The 18,345-nt window shown below is 39.4% G+C and carries 17 protein-coding genes; 8 read left to right on the forward strand and 9 right to left on the reverse strand.

Going from position 1 to position 18,345, the window contains the following annotated elements; all coding sequences use genetic code 11:
• The first annotated feature begins 12 nt into the window (after nt 1-12).
• Complete coding sequence (locus NST09_RS04900) at nt 13-759, forward strand: NAD-dependent protein deacylase (RefSeq protein ID WP_342493400.1); 747 nt, start codon at nt 13-15, stop codon at nt 757-759.
• A 38-nt stretch (nt 760-797) separates the two neighbouring features.
• Here NST09_RS04900 and NST09_RS04905 read toward each other — a convergent pair whose 3' ends face one another.
• On the reverse strand, nt 798-1,652 hold the full coding sequence (locus NST09_RS04905) for a polysaccharide deacetylase family protein (protein ID WP_342493401.1): 855 nt from the start codon (nt 1,650-1,652) through the stop codon (nt 798-800).
• 295 nt (nt 1,653-1,947) lie between these two features.
• Between NST09_RS04905 and dat the strand changes: the two genes are divergently transcribed.
• Nucleotides 1,948-2,802: a D-amino-acid transaminase gene (dat, locus tag NST09_RS04910; protein ID WP_342493402.1), complete on the forward strand. Its 855-nt coding sequence runs from the start codon at nt 1,948-1,950 to the stop codon at nt 2,800-2,802.
• Between the two features lie 205 nt (nt 2,803-3,007).
• On the opposite strand, the gene NST09_RS04915 is transcribed toward dat, so the two are convergent.
• Complete coding sequence (locus NST09_RS04915; protein WP_008348950.1) at nt 3,008-3,514, reverse strand: universal stress protein; 507 nt, start codon at nt 3,512-3,514, stop codon at nt 3,008-3,010.
• Nucleotides 3,515-4,073: 559 nt separating this feature from the next.
• On the opposite strand from NST09_RS04915, the gene NST09_RS04920 reads away from it, so the two are divergent.
• From NST09_RS04920 to NST09_RS04930, 3 genes are all read left to right on the forward strand, one after another.
• Nucleotides 4,074-5,831, forward strand: a complete 1,758-nt coding sequence (locus NST09_RS04920) for an ABC transporter transmembrane domain-containing protein (RefSeq protein WP_081114745.1) — start codon at nt 4,074-4,076, stop codon at nt 5,829-5,831.
• Nucleotides 5,828-7,843, forward strand: a complete 2,016-nt coding sequence (locus NST09_RS04925; RefSeq protein WP_342493403.1) for an ABC transporter ATP-binding protein — start codon at nt 5,828-5,830, stop codon at nt 7,841-7,843. The genes NST09_RS04920 and NST09_RS04925 overlap by 4 nt, the downstream gene beginning before the upstream one ends.
• A 252-nt stretch (nt 7,844-8,095) precedes the next feature.
• Complete coding sequence (locus tag NST09_RS04930) at nt 8,096-8,749, forward strand: hypothetical protein (protein WP_035392539.1); 654 nt, start codon at nt 8,096-8,098, stop codon at nt 8,747-8,749.
• Between the two features lie 111 nt (nt 8,750-8,860).
• Here the strand turns inward: NST09_RS04930 and NST09_RS04935 are convergent, their stop codons facing one another.
• From NST09_RS04935 to NST09_RS04965, 7 genes are all read right to left on the reverse strand, one after another.
• Nucleotides 8,861-9,478, reverse strand: coding sequence for an NAD(P)H-binding protein (locus tag NST09_RS04935; RefSeq protein ID WP_116306658.1), 618 nt, complete (start codon nt 9,476-9,478; stop codon nt 8,861-8,863).
• A 284-nt stretch (nt 9,479-9,762) separates the two neighbouring features.
• Nucleotides 9,763-9,966, reverse strand: a complete 204-nt coding sequence (locus NST09_RS04940) for an alpha/beta-type small acid-soluble spore protein (protein WP_008348940.1) — start codon at nt 9,964-9,966, stop codon at nt 9,763-9,765.
• A gap of 226 nt (nt 9,967-10,192) precedes the next feature.
• Complete coding sequence (ugpC, locus tag NST09_RS04945) at nt 10,193-11,299, reverse strand: sn-glycerol-3-phosphate ABC transporter ATP-binding protein UgpC (RefSeq protein ID WP_008348937.1); 1,107 nt, start codon at nt 11,297-11,299, stop codon at nt 10,193-10,195.
• A gap of 138 nt (nt 11,300-11,437) precedes the next feature.
• Nucleotides 11,438-12,313 carry a helix-turn-helix domain-containing protein gene (locus NST09_RS04950; RefSeq protein WP_342493404.1) on the reverse strand — a complete coding sequence of 292 codons (876 nt, stop codon included), beginning with the start codon at nt 12,311-12,313 and terminating at the stop codon, nt 11,438-11,440.
• Nucleotides 12,314-12,333: 20 nt separating this feature from the next.
• Nucleotides 12,334-12,543, reverse strand: a complete 210-nt coding sequence (locus NST09_RS04955; protein WP_008348933.1) for a YheE family protein — start codon at nt 12,541-12,543, stop codon at nt 12,334-12,336.
• A gap of 145 nt (nt 12,544-12,688) precedes the next feature.
• The gene (locus NST09_RS04960) at nt 12,689-14,047 is read right to left on the reverse strand and encodes a YheC/YheD family protein (protein WP_342493405.1); all 1,359 of its coding nucleotides are present in this window, start codon (nt 14,045-14,047) and stop codon (nt 12,689-12,691) included.
• Nucleotides 14,004-15,110: a YheC/YheD family protein gene (locus NST09_RS04965; RefSeq protein WP_035703445.1), complete on the reverse strand. Its 1,107-nt coding sequence runs from the start codon at nt 15,108-15,110 to the stop codon at nt 14,004-14,006. The genes NST09_RS04960 and NST09_RS04965 overlap by 44 nt, the downstream gene beginning before the upstream one ends.
• Before the next feature lie 214 nt (nt 15,111-15,324).
• On the opposite strand from NST09_RS04965, the gene NST09_RS04970 reads away from it, so the two are divergent.
• The 3 genes from NST09_RS04970 (at nt 15,325) to NST09_RS04980 (ending at nt 18,250) form a co-directional block, all read left to right on the forward strand.
• Nucleotides 15,325-16,458 (forward strand): DUF445 family protein, encoded by a 1,134-nt coding sequence (locus NST09_RS04970; RefSeq protein ID WP_060832210.1) that lies wholly within the window; start codon nt 15,325-15,327, stop codon nt 16,456-16,458.
• A 122-nt stretch (nt 16,459-16,580) separates the two neighbouring features.
• On the forward strand, nt 16,581-16,937 hold the full coding sequence (locus tag NST09_RS04975; protein WP_007497132.1) for a YlbF family regulator: 357 nt from the start codon (nt 16,581-16,583) through the stop codon (nt 16,935-16,937).
• 446 nt (nt 16,938-17,383) lie between these two features.
• The gene (locus tag NST09_RS04980; protein WP_008348923.1) at nt 17,384-18,250 is read left to right on the forward strand and encodes a Cof-type HAD-IIB family hydrolase; all 867 of its coding nucleotides are present in this window, start codon (nt 17,384-17,386) and stop codon (nt 18,248-18,250) included.
• The last annotated feature ends 95 nt before the right edge of the window (nt 18,251-18,345 follow it).

Consider the following 18,345-nt stretch of genomic DNA (forward strand, 5'->3'; position numbering starts at 1 on the left):
GAGGAATGGTGGTTGGATCAAACAAAAGTGGCAGCGCTAAGAGAGAGATTATCAAAGGCCTCACATATTACGGTCCTTTCAGGTGCTGGGATGAGCACAGAATCGGGAATTCCCGATTTTAGATCAACGGGTGGACTATGGACAGAAGATACCTCTCGCATGGAGGCAATGAGCCGGTCTTACTTTTTATCACATCCTCATCAATTTTGGCCGAAATTCAAAGAATTGTTTCAAATGAAGATGAGTGGAGAGTACGAGCCAAACGCTGGACATGCTTTTTTAGCCAATTTAGAAAAGCAAGGAAACCGCGTGGATATTTTCACGCAAAATATCGATGGTCTGCATAAAAAAGCGGGAAGCCAGCATGTGTATGAACTGCATGGTTCCATTCAAACAGCTACATGTCCATCATGCGGGTCAACATACGAACTGCCTTATTTATTACAAGAAGAGGTACCGGTTTGTGAGCGGATTTCATCAGACGGCCGCACATGTGGGCGAGTGCTCAAAACAGATGTTGTCCTTTTTGGGGACATGGTGAAGCACTTTGACCAAGTGGAGAAATCGCTCCAAAAAACGGACATGCTGCTCGTTATGGGAACTTCCTTAGAAGTGGCACCAGCACGATATATTCCAGAAGATGCTGCTCATCATCCTTCCATCTTTAAGGTCATGATGAATTTAAGTGAAACGGAATTCGATCCGCTGTTTGATCTTGTCTTTCACGAACGAATTGGCGAGCTTGTGAATGCTTTATAAATCATAAAAAACCCGCATCCAACAGGTGCGGGTTTGCTTTATTGCTGTAGTGGCTTCATTGTTTCATCAAGGACTTCAAACGTGTAGCCCTTCGCCTTTAATTGTGTGATCAGACTGTTTAAGTATTTTGCGGTAGCTGGCTGATCATGCATTAAGATGATTTTTGGCTCTTTCGGGTACTTGGTTTCAAGCACTTGCAGCTGATTTAATACTTCTGGTACATATTTTGAGCTTTTATATCTCCAGTCAAGACTGTCAATGGTCCAGTCCCAGTATACAAAGCCTTTTTGTTTTAAACGTGTTTTTTGCTGGTCTGTTAAGTTTGGAGAACTGCCATAAGGTGTTCTCACAAGATGTGTATATTCACCAGTAACAGAAGCCAATATACGTTGATCTTCTTTCATCTCATTTACAGGAGAATCACTTTTTTGATAAAAGCGTTTCACATCATGAGTGATGCCATGAAGTCCTAATTGATGACCTTCTTGATGAAGTCTTTTCACAGCTGCTGGGTGTTCTTTGATTTGCGGACCGAGCATAAAAAATGTGGCCTTCACTTGCTGTGACTTTAGCACATCTAACAGCTGATTTGATGTAGCAGAAGGGCCATCATCAAAGGTCAAAAAGATCGTTTGATCCGTTACATGTTTGTTTGGATTGATCTTAAAATGTGCATCTAATGTTTTTGGCGAATCATCTTTTGCTTTCAGACTTGTACTTGTGTCTCGAAATGGACTGCTCGTAGACACTTCATTTGGTTGATCTGCTGCCTGCATATTGGTTTTAGACATATCCCAAATGAAAAAAAGGATCAATGTCAGGATGACTAGACCAATCGCCTTTGAGAGCAGCATCGTGTTTGAAGGTGTCTGTTTTTTCGTAACCCGTTGCATTACAATCGCTCCAATAAATCAGTAGTTTGTGTCGAATCATGTAGTGGATTCTGTCTTTTTTCGCTGTTTTTTGTCGTGCTCATATGGAGTAAGTATACAGGAAAAAAGAGCCTATGAATATAGAAGATGCTAAAAAATTGGAATCTTTTTGGTTATGAATCTATATTTGTTACAATAGAAGGTTATCCAGTCAAATGGATATGAAATAATTCTGAATAATCATTGAAACGTTTACATTTATCCGCTAAGATAGCATCAGATTCAACCATTAAGCAAAGCGAAGGGGAGATTCCATATGAAAGTATTGTACAATGGGGATTTTATTGAAAAAAAAGATGCACATGTTGATATTGAAGACAGAGGCTATCAATTTGGCGACGGAGTCTATGAGGTCATCCGCGTATATAATGGGACTTTGTTTACATTAAAAGAGCATACTGAGCGTCTATTCAAGAGTGCAAAGGAAATCGGCATTCATCTGCAAGGTACAGTATCCGATATGGAAGAGAATTTGAAGAAGCTAGTCGCAGATAATCAAGTGATTGATGGCGGCGTGTATATTCAAGTCACGCGAGGCGTCGCACCTCGTAAACATCAATATGGTTCGCTTACCCCTCAAATTACGGCATATACATTTCAAGTGAAAAAGCCTATTCAAGAGCAGACAGCTGGTGTGAAAGCTCTATTGTCTGAAGATCTTCGCTGGTTAAGGTGTGATATTAAAAGCTTAAACCTTTTATATAACGTCATGGAAAAGCAGAAAGCGTCTGAAGCTGGTGCGTTTGAAGCGATTTTAATAAGAGACGGCTTTGTGACAGAGGGGACGTCCTCGAATGTATATGCCGTCATTGACGGTGTCATTCGTACACACCCAGCAAATAACCTGATTTTAAACGGCATTACACGTAGAAAGCTGCTAGAGGTTTGTCAGGAAGAAGGATGTCGTGTGGAAGAAACCCGCATGAGTAAAGACGAACTTTTGCATGCACAGGAAATTTTCATCAGTTCAACGACAGCTGAAGTGATTCCAATTGTAGAGATAGATGGTCAGCCAGTTGGGGAAGGTGTTCCAGGAGAGATCACGAAGCGTGTACAGGAAGGGTTCCAGAAGAAAATTGAGCATGAAAGCGAAGCATCTATTTCTTCGTAAAAGGAAAAAGGCTGTAAACCAATGTTTACAGCCTTTCAGCGTGTAGACAAACCCTCGCATTCTTTGTCAGTCCTGCGTGCTGGTGCTCACGAATGTGAAATTCGCTCCGCGCCAGTACTCGTCCTTCCTAGGGCTGCAATTTCTATCACGCTGAAAAGAAGACAAAGGGCTAAAATCAAGTTCTTTTAGCCTTTTGTGATGACATTTATTTCACGATCAGTACAGGTATATCTGATTTGGACGATAACTTTTCACTCACACTGCCAAAGAGCATTTTTTTCAATCTGCTTTGGTCACGTGCTCCCATGACGATGAGGTCTGCTGAAATCTCTTCAGCGTATTCGATAATCGCTTCTGCAGGCTCCCCTTCAACAATTTCAATTGCAGCTTCAAACTGCTCTTCATTTAACAGCATTCTTGCTTCTGCAACAACCTCTTCTGTATGGTCTTCAAAAATCAAGGGACTTTGCTGTTCATCATGAGGTACATACACAGGGGGTGTTTGAAGGTCTGCCATGCCGCCTCCGATATAAGCGCCGCCAGTCATTGGGCGAGGTGCATCAAACACCTGTCTGCTGGATTTCCCATCATGAGCGTAGGCAATGGTCAGCTTGGCATGCAAAGTTTTGGCTAAAGCGATTGCCTTCTTTAATGCTTTCTTACTGTCTTCATGTCCATCAAACGCAACGACCATCCGATCAGCTTGAAACAATGTCCTCATTCCTTTCAAAAGGAGTCTATACGTTCATGGTATACCCGATATCTGAAAAAGATACACATAAAGGGTGTGAACTTTTTGTTAGAAAATTTCATTTATTGAAAAATATTTATTGACAAAATAGTGACAGCCACTATAAGATAAAAAAAGATTCAAGAGCCAAAAGGAGGAAATGTCATGTGCAACATCATTGGAAGAATGAAATCAAACTGCATGAATGGGTTGATTCACGTGACAATTACACCTTCATTGGTCATTGAAAAGGGACTCGTATGTTCCAATTGATCGGATGAATCAAGGCGTATGTTGCGTATTTGTCAACATGCGCCTTTTTATCATGTATAAAAGAGGCGTACCAGTCAGCTGGTTGCCTCTTTTTTTGTTGTATACATTTCGCATCTCGAAATAATGGAATGCATCAACAACTAAATGAAGAGGAGTGAAAGCATGTGAACATGCCAAAGGCAAGACAAATGACAAAAGCTCAAAAAACGAAACAAGGTGACAATCAGGAAAATATAGAAAGCGGCTAGCTTTAAAAGGAGAGACAAACATGTTTTCAGTATTTGTGAAATTAGGCTGGTTCTTTAAACAAGAGTGGAGGCGCTATACAATCGCCATTACACTGCTGCTCATTGTGAATGTACTTGAAATGCTGCCACCGAGGTATCTAGGTCAAGCAGTTGATGACATTCGGTCTGGTCAATTTACAACATCCAGTATTCTGTTTTACGTAACCATTTTTTGCTTACTTGGTGTCAGTGTCTATGCGCTCACTTATTTTTGGATGTACCAGTTATTTGGCGGCGCGAATGTCATGGAACGTGTGATGCGCGGAAAATTAATGCGCCACTTACTTAAGATGACACCCACCTTTTATGAAAAGAAAAAAACCGGAAATTTAATGGCGTTAGGTACAAATGATTTGAATGCTGTGGCTTTAACAACAGGCTTTGGCGTTTTAACATTAGTCGATTCCACTGCTTACATGCTGATGATCTTTTTTACGATGGGACTGACGATCAGCTGGAAATTAACTTTAATGGCCATTATTCCGATGCCGCTGATGGCGATTTTGATAGCGTTTTATGGCAGTAAAATTCATGAACGCTTTACAGTCGCTCAAGATGCATTTGGTGATATGAATGATCGTGTATTAGAATCAGTTGCCGGCGTTCGGGTGATTCGGTCTTTTGTACAGGAAAAACAAGATGTGAATCGCTTTCGAGAAATGACAGATGATGTTTTTCAAAAAAATATGAGAGTGGCGATCATTGATTCATTGTTTGAGCCGACCGTGAAATTGCTTGTGGGGATCAGTTATTTAATCGGTATCGGTTACGGCGCATATCTTGTGTTCCAAAGTGATTTAACCATTGGTGAGCTTGTTGCATTTAACGTCTATCTGGGGATGATGATCTGGCCAATGTTTGCCATTGGTGAATTGATTAATATCATGCAAAGAGGAAATGCCTCATTAGACCGGTTGAATCATACACTCAGTTATCAACCGGATGTAACTGACGCAGCCAAGCCAAAAACATTACAAGAGCCTGGCGATATTCAATTTGAACATGTGACATTTAGGTATCCAACTTCCTCTAAAGATAATCTAACGGATGTCTCCTTTACTGTACGAAAAGGGCAAACGATTGGTATTACAGGAAAAACGGGAAGCGGAAAAACAACGATTGTCAAACAGCTTCTTCGTCAGTATCCGACAGGTGATGGGAAGATCTTGCTTTCAGGTGTTCCAATTGAGGACATTGAATTGGATCAACTGTTCCAATGGATTGGCTATGTTCCGCAAGATCATGTCCTTTTCTCAAAAAGTGTAGAAGAGAATATGCGTTTCGGTCATAGAGACGCGAGAGAAGCTGAATTAGCACAAGCGATTAAAGATGCTTACTTTGAAAAGGATTTACGCCTTTTACCAGAAGGCTTGGAAACCATGGTTGGAGAAAAGGGAGTGGCGCTGTCAGGAGGACAGAAGCAGCGGATTTCCATTGCACGTGCTTTATTAATTGATCCAGACATTTTGATTTTGGATGACTCGTTATCTGCAGTTGATGCAAAAACAGAAACGGCTATTTTAGAGAATTTAAGACAAAATCGTCATGGAAAAACGACATTTATTACAACCCACCGTCTATCAGCTGTAGAGCATGCGGATCTCATTCTTGTCATGGAAGAAGGACGTATTGTTCAAAAGGGAACCCATCAAGCGCTTATTCAGCAAGATGGATGGTATAAAGAGCAATTTCTGCGTCAACAGCTGACAAATCAGCTGGAAGGAGGGGATGAGGCATGACAACAGGGAGAAGACTTCTTGCCTATGCACTCCTGTATAAAAAAGTATTGTCTGTTGCTTTGATCTTTCTGATCATTGCAGTTGGTGCTGAGTTGACAGGACCTTTCATTGGGAAAAAAATGATTGATGATCATATTTTAGGTGTAGAAAAACCGTATGTTGAGGTAAATGAAAAAACAAATAAAACGGTTTATTACCAGGGAAATAACTATATAAGAAGTGACCGGCTACAGAATCAAAATGAAGCTGGAAAGCAAATCAATGTCGTGCAAGTCGGATTTGGGTACTATTTTGTGAATGAACCGATTCGATTTGACGGGAGCCGGACAATAAAAGGGGATCAGCTCACCATTGAAAATGGGAGCGAGCGTGAGACGTATCAGGTACAGCGTTTATCCAAAGAGGAAATCTTTGCTTTTTATCAGCCGGAAATCAGTGGTTTGGTACAGCTTGTTCTATTTTATTTTGGGATGCTCGTCATTGCGATATTCTTTCAATATGGGCAGCACTATTTACTCCAGCGTATTGCAAATCGCATTATTCAAAAAATGCGAGTGGACGTATTTGAACATATCCAAACGCTTCCGATTCGGTATTTTGATAATTTACCGGCTGGAAAGGTTGTCGCGCGGATTACGAATGACACAGAAACCATTCGTGATTTATATGTAACAGTACTCGCTAATTTCGTCACAAGTGCCATTTACATGGTTGGAATTTATATCGCCATGTTCTTATTAAATGTGAAGCTGGCGCTTATTTGTTTAGTGGCTGTTCCGATTATTTTCCTATGGTCGATGACTTACCGAAAGTTTGCGTCGGTTTACAATCACCGCATTCGTTCCATCATTAGTGAAATTAATGCCAAGCTAAATGAAGCCATTCAAGGAATGACGATCATTCAGGCGTTTCGACATGAACAAGCAACGAAAGAAGAGTTTGATGAGCTGAATAACAATCACTTTCGATATCAGCGAAAGATGCTTCATTTAAATTCACTGCTCTCACATAACTTGGTGAATCTGCTTCGGAACTTAGCATATGTCGCACTCATTTGGTATTTTGGCGGCGCGTCCTTAAGTGCGACGGGCATTGTGTCGATTGGGGTGCTCTATGCATTTGTCGATTATTTAAATCGTTTGTTCCAGCCGATTACAGGCATTGTGAATCAATTTTCTAGATTAGAATTAGCAAGGGTTTCATCTGAACGGGTCTTTCGATTATTAGATGAGCCTGGTACTGAAGTGGAAGAACCGGTTCAGAAGAAAATCGAGGGGCACGTTCAATTTCAGGATGTTACCTTTGCGTATAATGAAGGGAAAAATGTATTAAAGAACATCACCTTTGAGGCGAAAAAAGGTCAGACGGTGGCACTCGTTGGACATACCGGTTCTGGGAAAAGTTCGATCATGAATTTGCTGCTGCGTTTTTATGATATTCAGCATGGGGACATCCTCATTGATGGAGAAAGCATCTATGGTCAGTCGCGCCAAACGCTGCGTAAGCAAATGGGCATTGTACTTCAAGATCCTTATTTGTTCTCTGGAACGATTGCATCCAATGTCAGTTTAGGAAATGAAGACATTAAAAGAGAAACGATTGAAACATCGTTAAAGCAAGTGGGCGCAGCAGAACTATTAAAGCATTTGCCTGAAGGTTTTGATGAACCAGTTGTTGAAAAGGGGAGTACTCTTTCCTCTGGGGAGCGTCAATTGATTTCATTTGCCCGTGCACTGGCATACGATCCAGCGATCTTAATTCTAGATGAAGCGACGGCTAACATTGATACAGAAACAGAAGCCATCATTCAGCGGGCACTAGATGTCGTCAAAGAAGGACGAACCACTTTTGTCATTGCACACCGATTATCTACTATTAAGAAAGCTGACATGATTTTGGTGTTAGAAAAGGGTGAGATTGTCGAACGCGGCAGCCACGAAGAGCTCATGGAGCAAAGCGGACTGTATGCGCAAATGTACGAATTACAAAAGGGAGCTGTGACGAGCAGCTGATAGGATGAGTAGAAAAAGCCTCTTTCAATTTGAAAGAGGCTTTTTTCAGTGGTGAAACTCAAGTAACTTTAATATTAATAGGAAGGTATATTTTTGTAATTATGAATCAATATCACATATGTGAAATAAGATATGTAAAATGGTTAATTAATGAATTTTTATACATATTTTTTAGTTTTTTTATCCAAAAATATATGATTTTCTCTTATTTGTGATATTATATTCTTGTATCAAAAAACAGGAGGATTGAATATGAAGAGTAAAAAAAGGTTATTTAAGAACGTCATCTTGATTGCTGCAACAACATTAATTATTTCTGGATTTAGTGAAATTACATCATCTGCATCAGCAGCTGAACAAAAAGTACCAAAGAAACAAGTAGTCGAGACAAAAACTGATTTATCATCACAAATTCAATCATTTAAGACTGCTAATCAGGTTGGACAAGTTCATGCTTTAGGTAATATTGATTCTTCAGAATATGCTGCAAGGGTTACTCTTAATTTAAGCCAAGTTAGAAAAATGACATCTGCTCAGCGTAATATTTTTGATAAAGGATTTAATAAAAAAGATTACAGCAAGCTAAAAGATGCACTAGGCACAAGTGCGACTGTACTTGGATTGGTATTTGTAACTAGTACACCTGCAGGAGTAGTTGCGGGAGTGTCTGGTTTAATAACTACCTTAGCTCCTAGTGCTCGAGGTACTCTTAAGAATATGGTTTATAATGGATATTGGCAAATGGGGTATTTAGAAGACTTTTTAACTAAGAATAAAAAATACGATCTTATAGATGTTCAATTGCCTTTCATTGAGTACAAAGTAAAAGGAAAAAGAATTAGATTTGTTACAGGAAAAGGTGTAGTAAAAAGAGTTCATTCAAAATCAGGCTGGATTACTCTTTAATTGATTTTTTGAAATATTCAATTTAATTTATTTTTATACTCATATTAAAAAGTCGAGGTGATTTTCACCTCGACTTTTTGAATTTCTCTGGTTAAATTGGGTGTGTTTCCATCAATAAGCGATACCGACGCGTTGATGCACAAATTCTTTTGAATTTAACTGCTGATACAAAAAGTGTGCGGTATCTTCAACTGAAATTTTCTGTCCATCTATAGGGAGAAAATTCTTTTCATAGCGATATGACCGTGTCACTTCTCCATCTGGTAAATAGGTTGGGCAAATGATTGTCCAATCTAGTTCCGTTGATTGAAGAATTTCAAATGCTTTGGCATGTTCTTTAGCAGCTCGGGAAGTGGTTCGCCTTGATTCATTTGTTTCAAAGCGGTAAAGCTCAGGCTGCTGCCTTGCTTTCAAAATCCCCGCAGTGCCAATTGTTATAATTCTTGATGTTCCTGTTTGCTTCATGGATTGTACGATATGCTCCATTGAAACAGATAAAGTATCATCACCATCTGTTGATAGACAGCTCACGACAATATCTGATCCTTTAATTGTTTCAAGAACATCCTCTTGATTTCTGGAATTGCCGGTGACTTGAAACATACCCGCAAGCATTTCTTCCCGGTTTGTCCGAATTAACGAACGAACCATGTAACGATCATCTTCTTTTACGAAACGAAGAAATGCTTGTCCTACACGTCCATGAGCACCGAAAAGAGCTATTTTCATCTGATCGATCCCTCCACTACATACTATAAGTGAAAAGAACTTAAAATGGTACAGTTTTATGTCATGCTTTTTTTATAAAGATGAAAGGACCGAATACTATGAGCATATTCACATAATAGAGAAAGACCGACAAATTGTAGAAGTTCAAAATTCACACCTGAAATAATGTCCATGAAGATCCGCTCCTTTCTAATACATCATATGAATTCAAAAGGAATCGGTGAGGGATAAAACCAAAAAAAGAAGACACCATAAGAGGTGCCTTCTATGATCCAGATATGAAATTAAGCTTTTGTTCCGCCAAGGTTTTGCTGAGCGTAAGATACAAGACGTTTTGTGATTTCTCCACCAACTGAACCGTTAGCACGAGCTGTTGTTTCTGCTCCAAGGTTTACACCAAACTCAGAAGCGATTTCGTATTTCATTTGATCGATTGCTTGCGCTGCTCCAGGAACTAGTAATTGATTTGAACTATTAGAATTTGCCATGATGTGAATCTCCTTTTTATATAAGATTTTTTTGGTTGGGTTTGCTGGAGTCGCACCAGCGAAATGACCAAGTCATTTGCCACTTGGCGAAACCCAATGCGGTAACTGCTTTGTACTAAATATTATGGTTCGCATCGAAAAAAACATACGGAAAAAGAACATGGTAAATGTTGTTTTCATATACAAAAAACCACCACCCAATGGTGATGGTTTGTGGAACGTCTTCTCATTCAGCTGAGCGAATGCGGAGCTCAGTCTCTGTATCAAAGAAGTGAGCTTTATTCATATCAATGGCAAGAGGGATCGTCTGACCTGCCTGAATATCTGTGCGAGAATCAACACGTGCAATAAACGTTTGACCAGCGAGAGAAGAATAAAGCATCGTTTCCGCTCCCATTAATTCAGCCACTTCTACGTTTGCTTCAATTTTTGTTCCTTCTGAAGCCTCTATAAACACAGGCTCATCATGGAAATCTTCTGGTCTTATGCCTAGAATCACATCTTTTCCGATATAGCCCTGACTGCGTAATACTTTCATTTTTCCTTCTGGTACACGAATGTGCGTATTCCCAATGGCAATGGCTCCGTCAGACAGTTTTCCTGTAAAAAAGTTCATCGCTGGAGAGCCAATAAATCCTCCTACAAAGACATTCTCTGGGTTTTCATACACATCCTTTGGTGCGCCAACCTGCTGAATAAAGCCATCTTTCATGACAACAAGCCGAGTAGCCATTGTCATGGCTTCTGTTTGATCGTGTGTGACATAGATGAATGTCGTCTGCAGCCGCTGATGAAGTTTAGAAATTTCGGCACGCATCTGAACTCGAAGTTTAGCATCTAAATTAGAGAGAGGTTCATCCAAAAGAAAGACTTTTGCATCGCGCACAATGGCCCTTCCAAGTGCAACACGCTGTCTTTGACCTCCAGACAATGCCTTAGGTTTTCGATCTAAGTATTGTTCAAGCCCTAATATTTTTGCAGCGTTTCGTACCCGCTCATCAATTTCTGTTTTAGGAAATTTTCGAAGCTTTAATCCAAAAGCCATATTATCGTACACATTCATATGAGGGTATAAGGCATAGTTTTGGAAAACCATCGCAATATCCCGATCTTTTGGTGCCACATCATTCATTCGCTTGCCGTCTAATAGAAAATCCCCTTGTGAAATTTCTTCAAGGCCTGCAATCATGCGGAGGGTTGTTGATTTTCCGCACCCAGATGGACCAACAAACACAATAAATTCTTTATCCTCAATATGTAGATTAAAGTTATCTACTGCTGTTACTTTGTTATCGTACACTTTATAAATTTGATTCAGCATCATTTCAGCCATAGGTGGTAGCCTCCCAGTCCTTTTTTGAAAGCGCTTTACTTATAAATGAAGTGTATAAAAAGGAAGGGTGTCTGTAAATGGACAACGTGCACAATATCTTATTTTCATTTTTAGGCAAGGTGCTCATGATAGGATCATTTAAGAAAGATCGAGAAGATTCATCATGAAATAAGCAGCTGACGCTTCTTGAAAATGCCGTATATCTAGTCCTGTCCGTTCAATAAATTTATCAATCCGATACTGAAGGCTGTTTCGATGAACATATAAAGCTTTTGCTGCCTGCGATGCATTTAAATTACATTGCATATAGGTCATGAGAGTTCTGTAAACGTCCCGATCAAAGATTGTTTCTATAAATGCATCTGATATAGCGGCAGAAACCATGTCTGTATCATGGCGAATGAAAGCAGGTAGACATTGATAAAATGTTGCAACCCCTGACCTAAGTTTTCCTTGCTTCAGATGCCATAAAAAGAGCTGATGTTCATTCAATAATCTCTTTTTTAAATTTTCATTTGGCAAATGCAGCTGTCCTTGCATGAAGACAACGTCTGTTAAAAAATCACTTGTGATGGCTTGAGACAAATCATGTAGCTGTTCAAGTTGACCATTTTCTGATGTGGCGTTTGTTTGAATGAGCATAGCTGTTTCAGTGCCTGTCCATATGAAATGAATATGTTCGAGGCTGCTGTTCACAGCCTCTTTTATTTGCTGCCTTTGTTCTGCTTGGTGCTCCATTTTAAAAAAATGAACACGGACGGATTGATCGATGGTGATTGATTTGTTTTCAAAGAGATAGCTGTACCATTTCTGTTCTTCTTCCGTTTCCTGCGTATGAGGTACATCAATTGGTGTGAGGAATGAATTGAGAAGAAGCGTTTCTCTTTCTGTTAGCTCCGTTTTGTTTACTCCGAAAATTTCGCCTTCGTCTGTTTGATACCAGAGAGTTTGTTTATCATTTGTTGGTGAACTGATGATATGGTGTCCGTAAACAAGTTTTAGCTTTTCTAACATGGCGAGGCTCCTTAAACAGTTTAATCATACACATGGAATAGCATTAATTCGTGGATTTCTTCTTTTAAGGTTGGTTCAACTTCATGAGGCGGAAGCTGAGAGCCCCATTCAATATCACCCGTTTTGTGATAAATGCCTTCATAGTGTGAACCATTATGAAAAAAGGATATTTTCCAACCAGGTAATTGCGCTTTTTTAAAGAGAGGTTTCCATTGAAAATGAGAAATCATATCATCATTGCCTCCTTGCTTTTATTGATGAAACAATAAATACACACGACAATACGGAAACAACCTTGAACTTGGTTTTATTGTATCTCATCTGATGAAAAGAGCATAGGGAAAGCACAGATTTCAGAGACATGAAAAGAAATCATCAGTAGGCGTTTGCATGGTCTATAGGAGTAAGAGCCATTTGTGTTAGGTAAGATGCGTATTCAACGATTCTTTTCCCAATCAGCCATTCTGAGTTTTTCAATGGTGCATGTAGAAAAATCTCGCGGCCTGGACGAGAATTGGCTTCAAACATCCAGATAGCACCTAAGTGATCAATACCTAAGTCAAAACCAATTTCGCCAATCAGACCGGGCATTTTTTCATCTATCACACGACTAAGTGCGAGGGCAGTATCAGAGAGCTCTTGCAAAACCTTCAAACGTTTCTCTGCATCAGGAAAGATATCATACAGTGTTTTTACTGAACCACCATGCAGTTGATGGGTTGTGACAGTGTGATCTCCTGAAACTTTTCCAGCAGCGGCTGTAACAGTCCAATGACCATACTTATTTTTATTCGTATGAATTCTAAAATCCAGTGGTTGATTGTCTATTTGAAGAAGCTCAATGCCTTGTTGTGCAATCAAGTCGTGAATTGCACAATCTTCCCGCAGTTTTTTCACGAAATGATCTACGGAATGATATGAAGTGGATTTCCCTTTATTTGAGCAGACAGTGATCCCGTTTTCCGTCTTCTTTAACTGATAAATACCGTCTCCGTGACTGCCGTTTGTTGGTTTTAAATAAATGACATGATGCAGATGAAGGAGTGTTTCTATTTTATTTAAAGCATCAACAGGATCTAATCGTATGGAATGTGGTAAGAAAGAGCTTGTTTTTTCATCTGTTAATAATTGCTCATGAATGTCCCATTTATTAAAAAAATAAGGATTGAACCAAGGGATATCGTAGTCTTGAGTGAGTTTTCGTTTTGTTTCTTGAATGAATGCCGACTGAGCAGCCTTTCTATTAGGGAGCCGGTCATAAACAACGGATGGGAGGGGCATCTTCTTTTTTACCCATCGCTCCTCTTGGTAAAGCAAACCGTCTACTATTCCTTTATCCCAATCGATAGAATGAGTACCAAAAAGATATGCAAAACCAGCATGCTGCCTGCAAGATTGCAACAGTTTCATAAAATAGGAAGACCTAGTGCCTAAAGGTGCTGTATTTTGTTCGAATCCTGCAGTGAAAATGCCGATGAGAGGTCCTATATAGAGTGTATGTTGAACTAATATGACATCAGCTTTCGTTTTGTATGGAATGAGTAAAGCGCGATAAAGGTCTTCTGATAATAAAATCCTTTGTGATTGATGATGATAGGAAATGGTGAAATCATTTACTAAACAAGAACCTAAAGCAATAGATAAAATTGCCCCCTGCTCTTTAAACTGAGCAGGGAGATGTACTGTTTTTTCACTTGCTGAATGAGGAGCGATGATGTAGCGTTTTCTCTTCATAAGGAACCTCCTTTTCTTCAGCCATCATCGATTTGGCATGTTCAAGTATGGTCTGAATCAATTGATTCTCCCTCTCAGGGTAAGCTTTTAAAAAAGAGGATCGTCCTGGCTTTGATCTTACATTTGAGATGAAAAGTCTGCCTTCATTTGTATGAAGCAAGTCTATAGCGAATTCAATACACGGTGAGAAAGTTTTGTCTATAAACGCTGGAAGAGATGACTGAATGGAGGCAATATCATCTAACAGCAGCTCCTTGATGTGTGGCTTTAATGAGTTTAAATAGTGATCAAAGGCTACCACATGAATGGAATTTTGTGTATTGCTTAAAAGGCTGTTTTCTACTGATGGTTTTGTATGAATCCCCATGCTATTCCATTGGTTTTGTGAATTTTTTATAAGAAAAATCCTAATTTCATTGAAAATAACGTCTTTTTGATCATTCGTGTTAAAAAATTGAAGGAAAGATCGGCCGATATACTTTTTGCACCAACGCTCAACCTCTTCTGAATGTGAAAAGGTGATGATTTGCTTAGCGTTTAGCTGCACAGTAATGAGTGATTTGTCTCTTAAAGAAATGAAGCAAGAGGGTGCTGCGTGCTGTTGAGAAAGCGGCTGTATTTTACAATATCCGCCCTTTCTGACCAAGTTGAGAAGGTCTGAAGGCTCTGTCAATAGAGAGCAGACAGGTAAGTATGGTTGTAAAGAAGGGAGGAGACGGAGCTGCTCGAATAGCCGCATTTTATTTGAAATTCCAGTATTCAAAAAAACGGTTTTTGGATACTTTTTTAACCAATTCATGATAGGTTTTGCTTTTTTTGATTGTGCGTCATGCTGATAAAGACAACGATCATAAATCAAGTCAGGAATCTGAAATTCTGACGCTTCAAATCCTTTGCCAGTCTTAAATTTTTGACCGTGAATGACATTTGAAGCAGGCTTTAAATCTAGAGGTGAAAAACGAACAACTTCTAATTCAAAAGAAGAGGCTGCTTTGGCAAGCTGATGTGTGAATGCTTCTTCATGCTTCGGAGAAAGAGTGACAATGCCGAGCGTTGACATCATGAAACAACACCTACTTTTCAAATTCATTTTTTAACATCTGAAAAACACTTTTTGTTGATTTTACATAAACTTGGCGTTCCTATATCATTACGACAGATCGTTGTCTCATATGTCACATTGAATGCTTCATTTGCTTGGACTCTTGACAACAACTATAATACGTATAGATAAAAACAATAAACTTCAGGTGTTGTTTGAAAGGTAGATGACGACTTTGGATATATTCACAACGTTTCTCTTTATGATTGTGATAGGTGCAGTGATAGGGGCAGCAACAAACCATCTCGCAATTAAAATGCTTTTTCGTCCGTATAAGCCATATTATTTATTTGGGAAGCAGCTCCCTTTTACACCGGGTCTCATTCCTAAAAGAAGAGATGAAGTAGCCAAGCAGGTTGGCGTCATGGTGATGGAGCATTTACTAACGCCAGAGGGTATTAAAAAACGATTTGAATCATCAGAGGCAAAGCAAGAGATATTGCAGGCAGTGCACCGATATATTGATAAAGGTGCTGATATGGAAATGACGGTTTTCTCTATGTTAGAAAAATACGGTTTTTCAGAGGCTGACGTTAAAGCTGACGCATGGCTTCATCAGTGGACTGATCATAAGCTCCACTCACTGCTTGAAAAGTATGATCAGCAAACGTTGTCTGAGCTGCTGCCACAGGATGTAGAAAATAAGCTTGCATCCAAAATTCCAGATGCCGCAGATTATATTTTAAAGAGAGGCATTCATTACTTTGAAAGTGATGAGGGAAAAGCAAGACTCGGTCATATGATAGATGATTTCTTAAAAGAACGAGGAATGCTTGGCAGTATGGTCCAAATGTTTTTAGGGAATTCAAGCTTAATTGATCGCGTACATCCTGAAATGATGAAGTTCTTAAAGAATGCAGAGACAAAAAGGTTTTTATCAGATTTACTTGTTCAAGAATGGGACAAGGTAAAGCAATTTTCTTTACATGAGCTTGATAAAAAATGGAATGTGAAAGAGCTTCTATTTAGTGTGAAAAAGCAATTGCTTTCACATTTTTCTACAAAGGTGCTGTTAGATAGACCAGTAGGAGTTTACATCAGTGCAGTAGCGGATGATCTTAAGACCAAATTTGCTCCATCTCTCATTGATAAAGGGATTGAAGCCGCATCTAATGCGCTTGAGGGACTGCTCGCAAAGCTCCAATTTGAAGAAATTATTCGTGAACAAATTGAACTTTTCCCGCTTGAAAAAATGGAAGAGCTTGTGATCAGCATATCTAATAAGGAGCTGAAGATGATCACATTTTTAGGCGGTCTTTTAGGTGGATTGATCGGTGCTGTCCAAGCGATTTTTGTCACCTTATTCTAAGGCAAGATCGAGAAATTTCGATGAATTTATTGTATATATGTGAAACGAAAGCCATAGTTTGTTATAGTGGAGTGGTGTCCGCCGATCCATATCGGTGATAACGGATAGAAAGGAGACATAACATGTCTGTAAATCTTTATGATGTTGCATATGACCTTGAAAAAGCACTGCGTCATAGCGAAGAATATTCAGCTTTAAGAAATCTTTATGATGAGGTAAATGGGGATGAGTCCTCTAAAAGAATGTTTGAGAACTTCCGTGACATTCAAGTAAACCTTCAACAAAAACAAATGACTGGTCAAGAGATTACACAAGAAGAAGTAGAGCAAGCGCAAAAAACGGTTGCACTTGTGCAGCAGCACGATAAAATCTCTCAGTTGATGGAAGCAGAACAACGCGTAAGTGTTCTCATCGGTGAATTAAATAAAATTATCATGAAGCCTCTTGAAGAGCTTTATGGAAATGCAGAAGAAAATTAATTGAAAGGGCGATCATATTCGCCCTTTTTTTCATTCATATCGCCGCTTGTATATCTTTAAAAAAAGGGTTGTCGAAGCTCGTAAATTCTGCGATAATACTTATTGAAAGTGCTTTCAAAAAGCGCTATCGTGATGAATTGGGTGCGTTCCACTTTGGATTTACGACGATGAGTCAAATGAGAGAGAAGCGCTTCTGGGAGAAAAGCAAAGCATAAGGGGATATGATATAAGCAATGCTTTGGTGTGTGAAAGATGAGGGGATCATGGGGAGCTTCATCACGCCATTGTTACGCATCCAAACCATACATAAAAAAAAGCCTAGGGGTAGGCTTTTTTTATTTGCGATTGAGGCATAAAACAAGGGCTGCTTCAACTGCATGTTCTAAAGCGATAAGCTAGGGCATATCCTCATCGTAAGTACAGTCATCAAGAAGGGGGATGCCTCAGTGTCAAAAAAGCTACTTGCACTCAATATAGATGGAACGTTACTTCGTTCCAATGGGAAAATCCATTCCGCTACAAAAGAAGCTGTGGAATATGTTAAGAAAAAAGGGGTTTACGTGACGATTGTCACCAACCGTCATTTTCGATCTGCACAAAAAATTGCCAAGGCGTTGAAAATACCAACTTCAACTCTTGTGACGCATAGTGGTGCATTTATCGCGGATAAGCTTGATGAGCCGCTCCATGTGAAGAAATTAACGGAAGAGAAAACATTTAATCTTGTGCAGATCCTTGAAAGCTTTGATTGTAATGTTCGCTTGTTACATGAAAAATTCTCAATCGGCAATCGGAAAAAAACACAGTCTCAATTGATGGGAAAAACGTTGATTCATCCGTCTGATCCCATTTTCTATCCCGTTCAATTTGTTGAATCATTAAGTGATATGCTCATGGATGAACCGGTTAGCACACCTGTCATTGAAGTGTATTCGACGGCAGCACTTCAACCTGAAATCCACACAACCATTCAACAAGCATTCCCATCTGTTGATCTGATTAAGATCAGTGATGAGAAAATGAACATTGTATGCAAAGGGGTATCGAAAGAAGCAGGACTTTCTCTTTTAACTTCAGCACTAGGTTTTACATTAGAAGATACGGTCGTGATCGGTCACGGGACAGACGACATCCCGATGCTTGAGTTAGCTGGCTTAGGCGTTGCGATGGGGAATGCACCTCATTCGGTCAAACGTAAAGCCGATTGGGTGACACGTTCTCATGATGAACAGGGTGTTGCTTATATGATCAAAGAATACTTTAGAATGCAGCAAAGGGAAGGTTTTTTACATCAATTTGATATTAAACGATAATACAGTGAAGGCCCTGTCTATTAAGAAATGGCAGGGCCTTCGTCTGTTCTCTTCATTGCTTTTCCTAGATGAATTTTGTAAAATGAAACAAGTTT

This window comes from Bacillus sp. FSL W7-1346, from assembly GCF_038593335.1.
Lineage (GTDB): Bacteria > Bacillota > Bacilli > Bacillales > Bacillaceae > Bacillus > Bacillus altitudinis.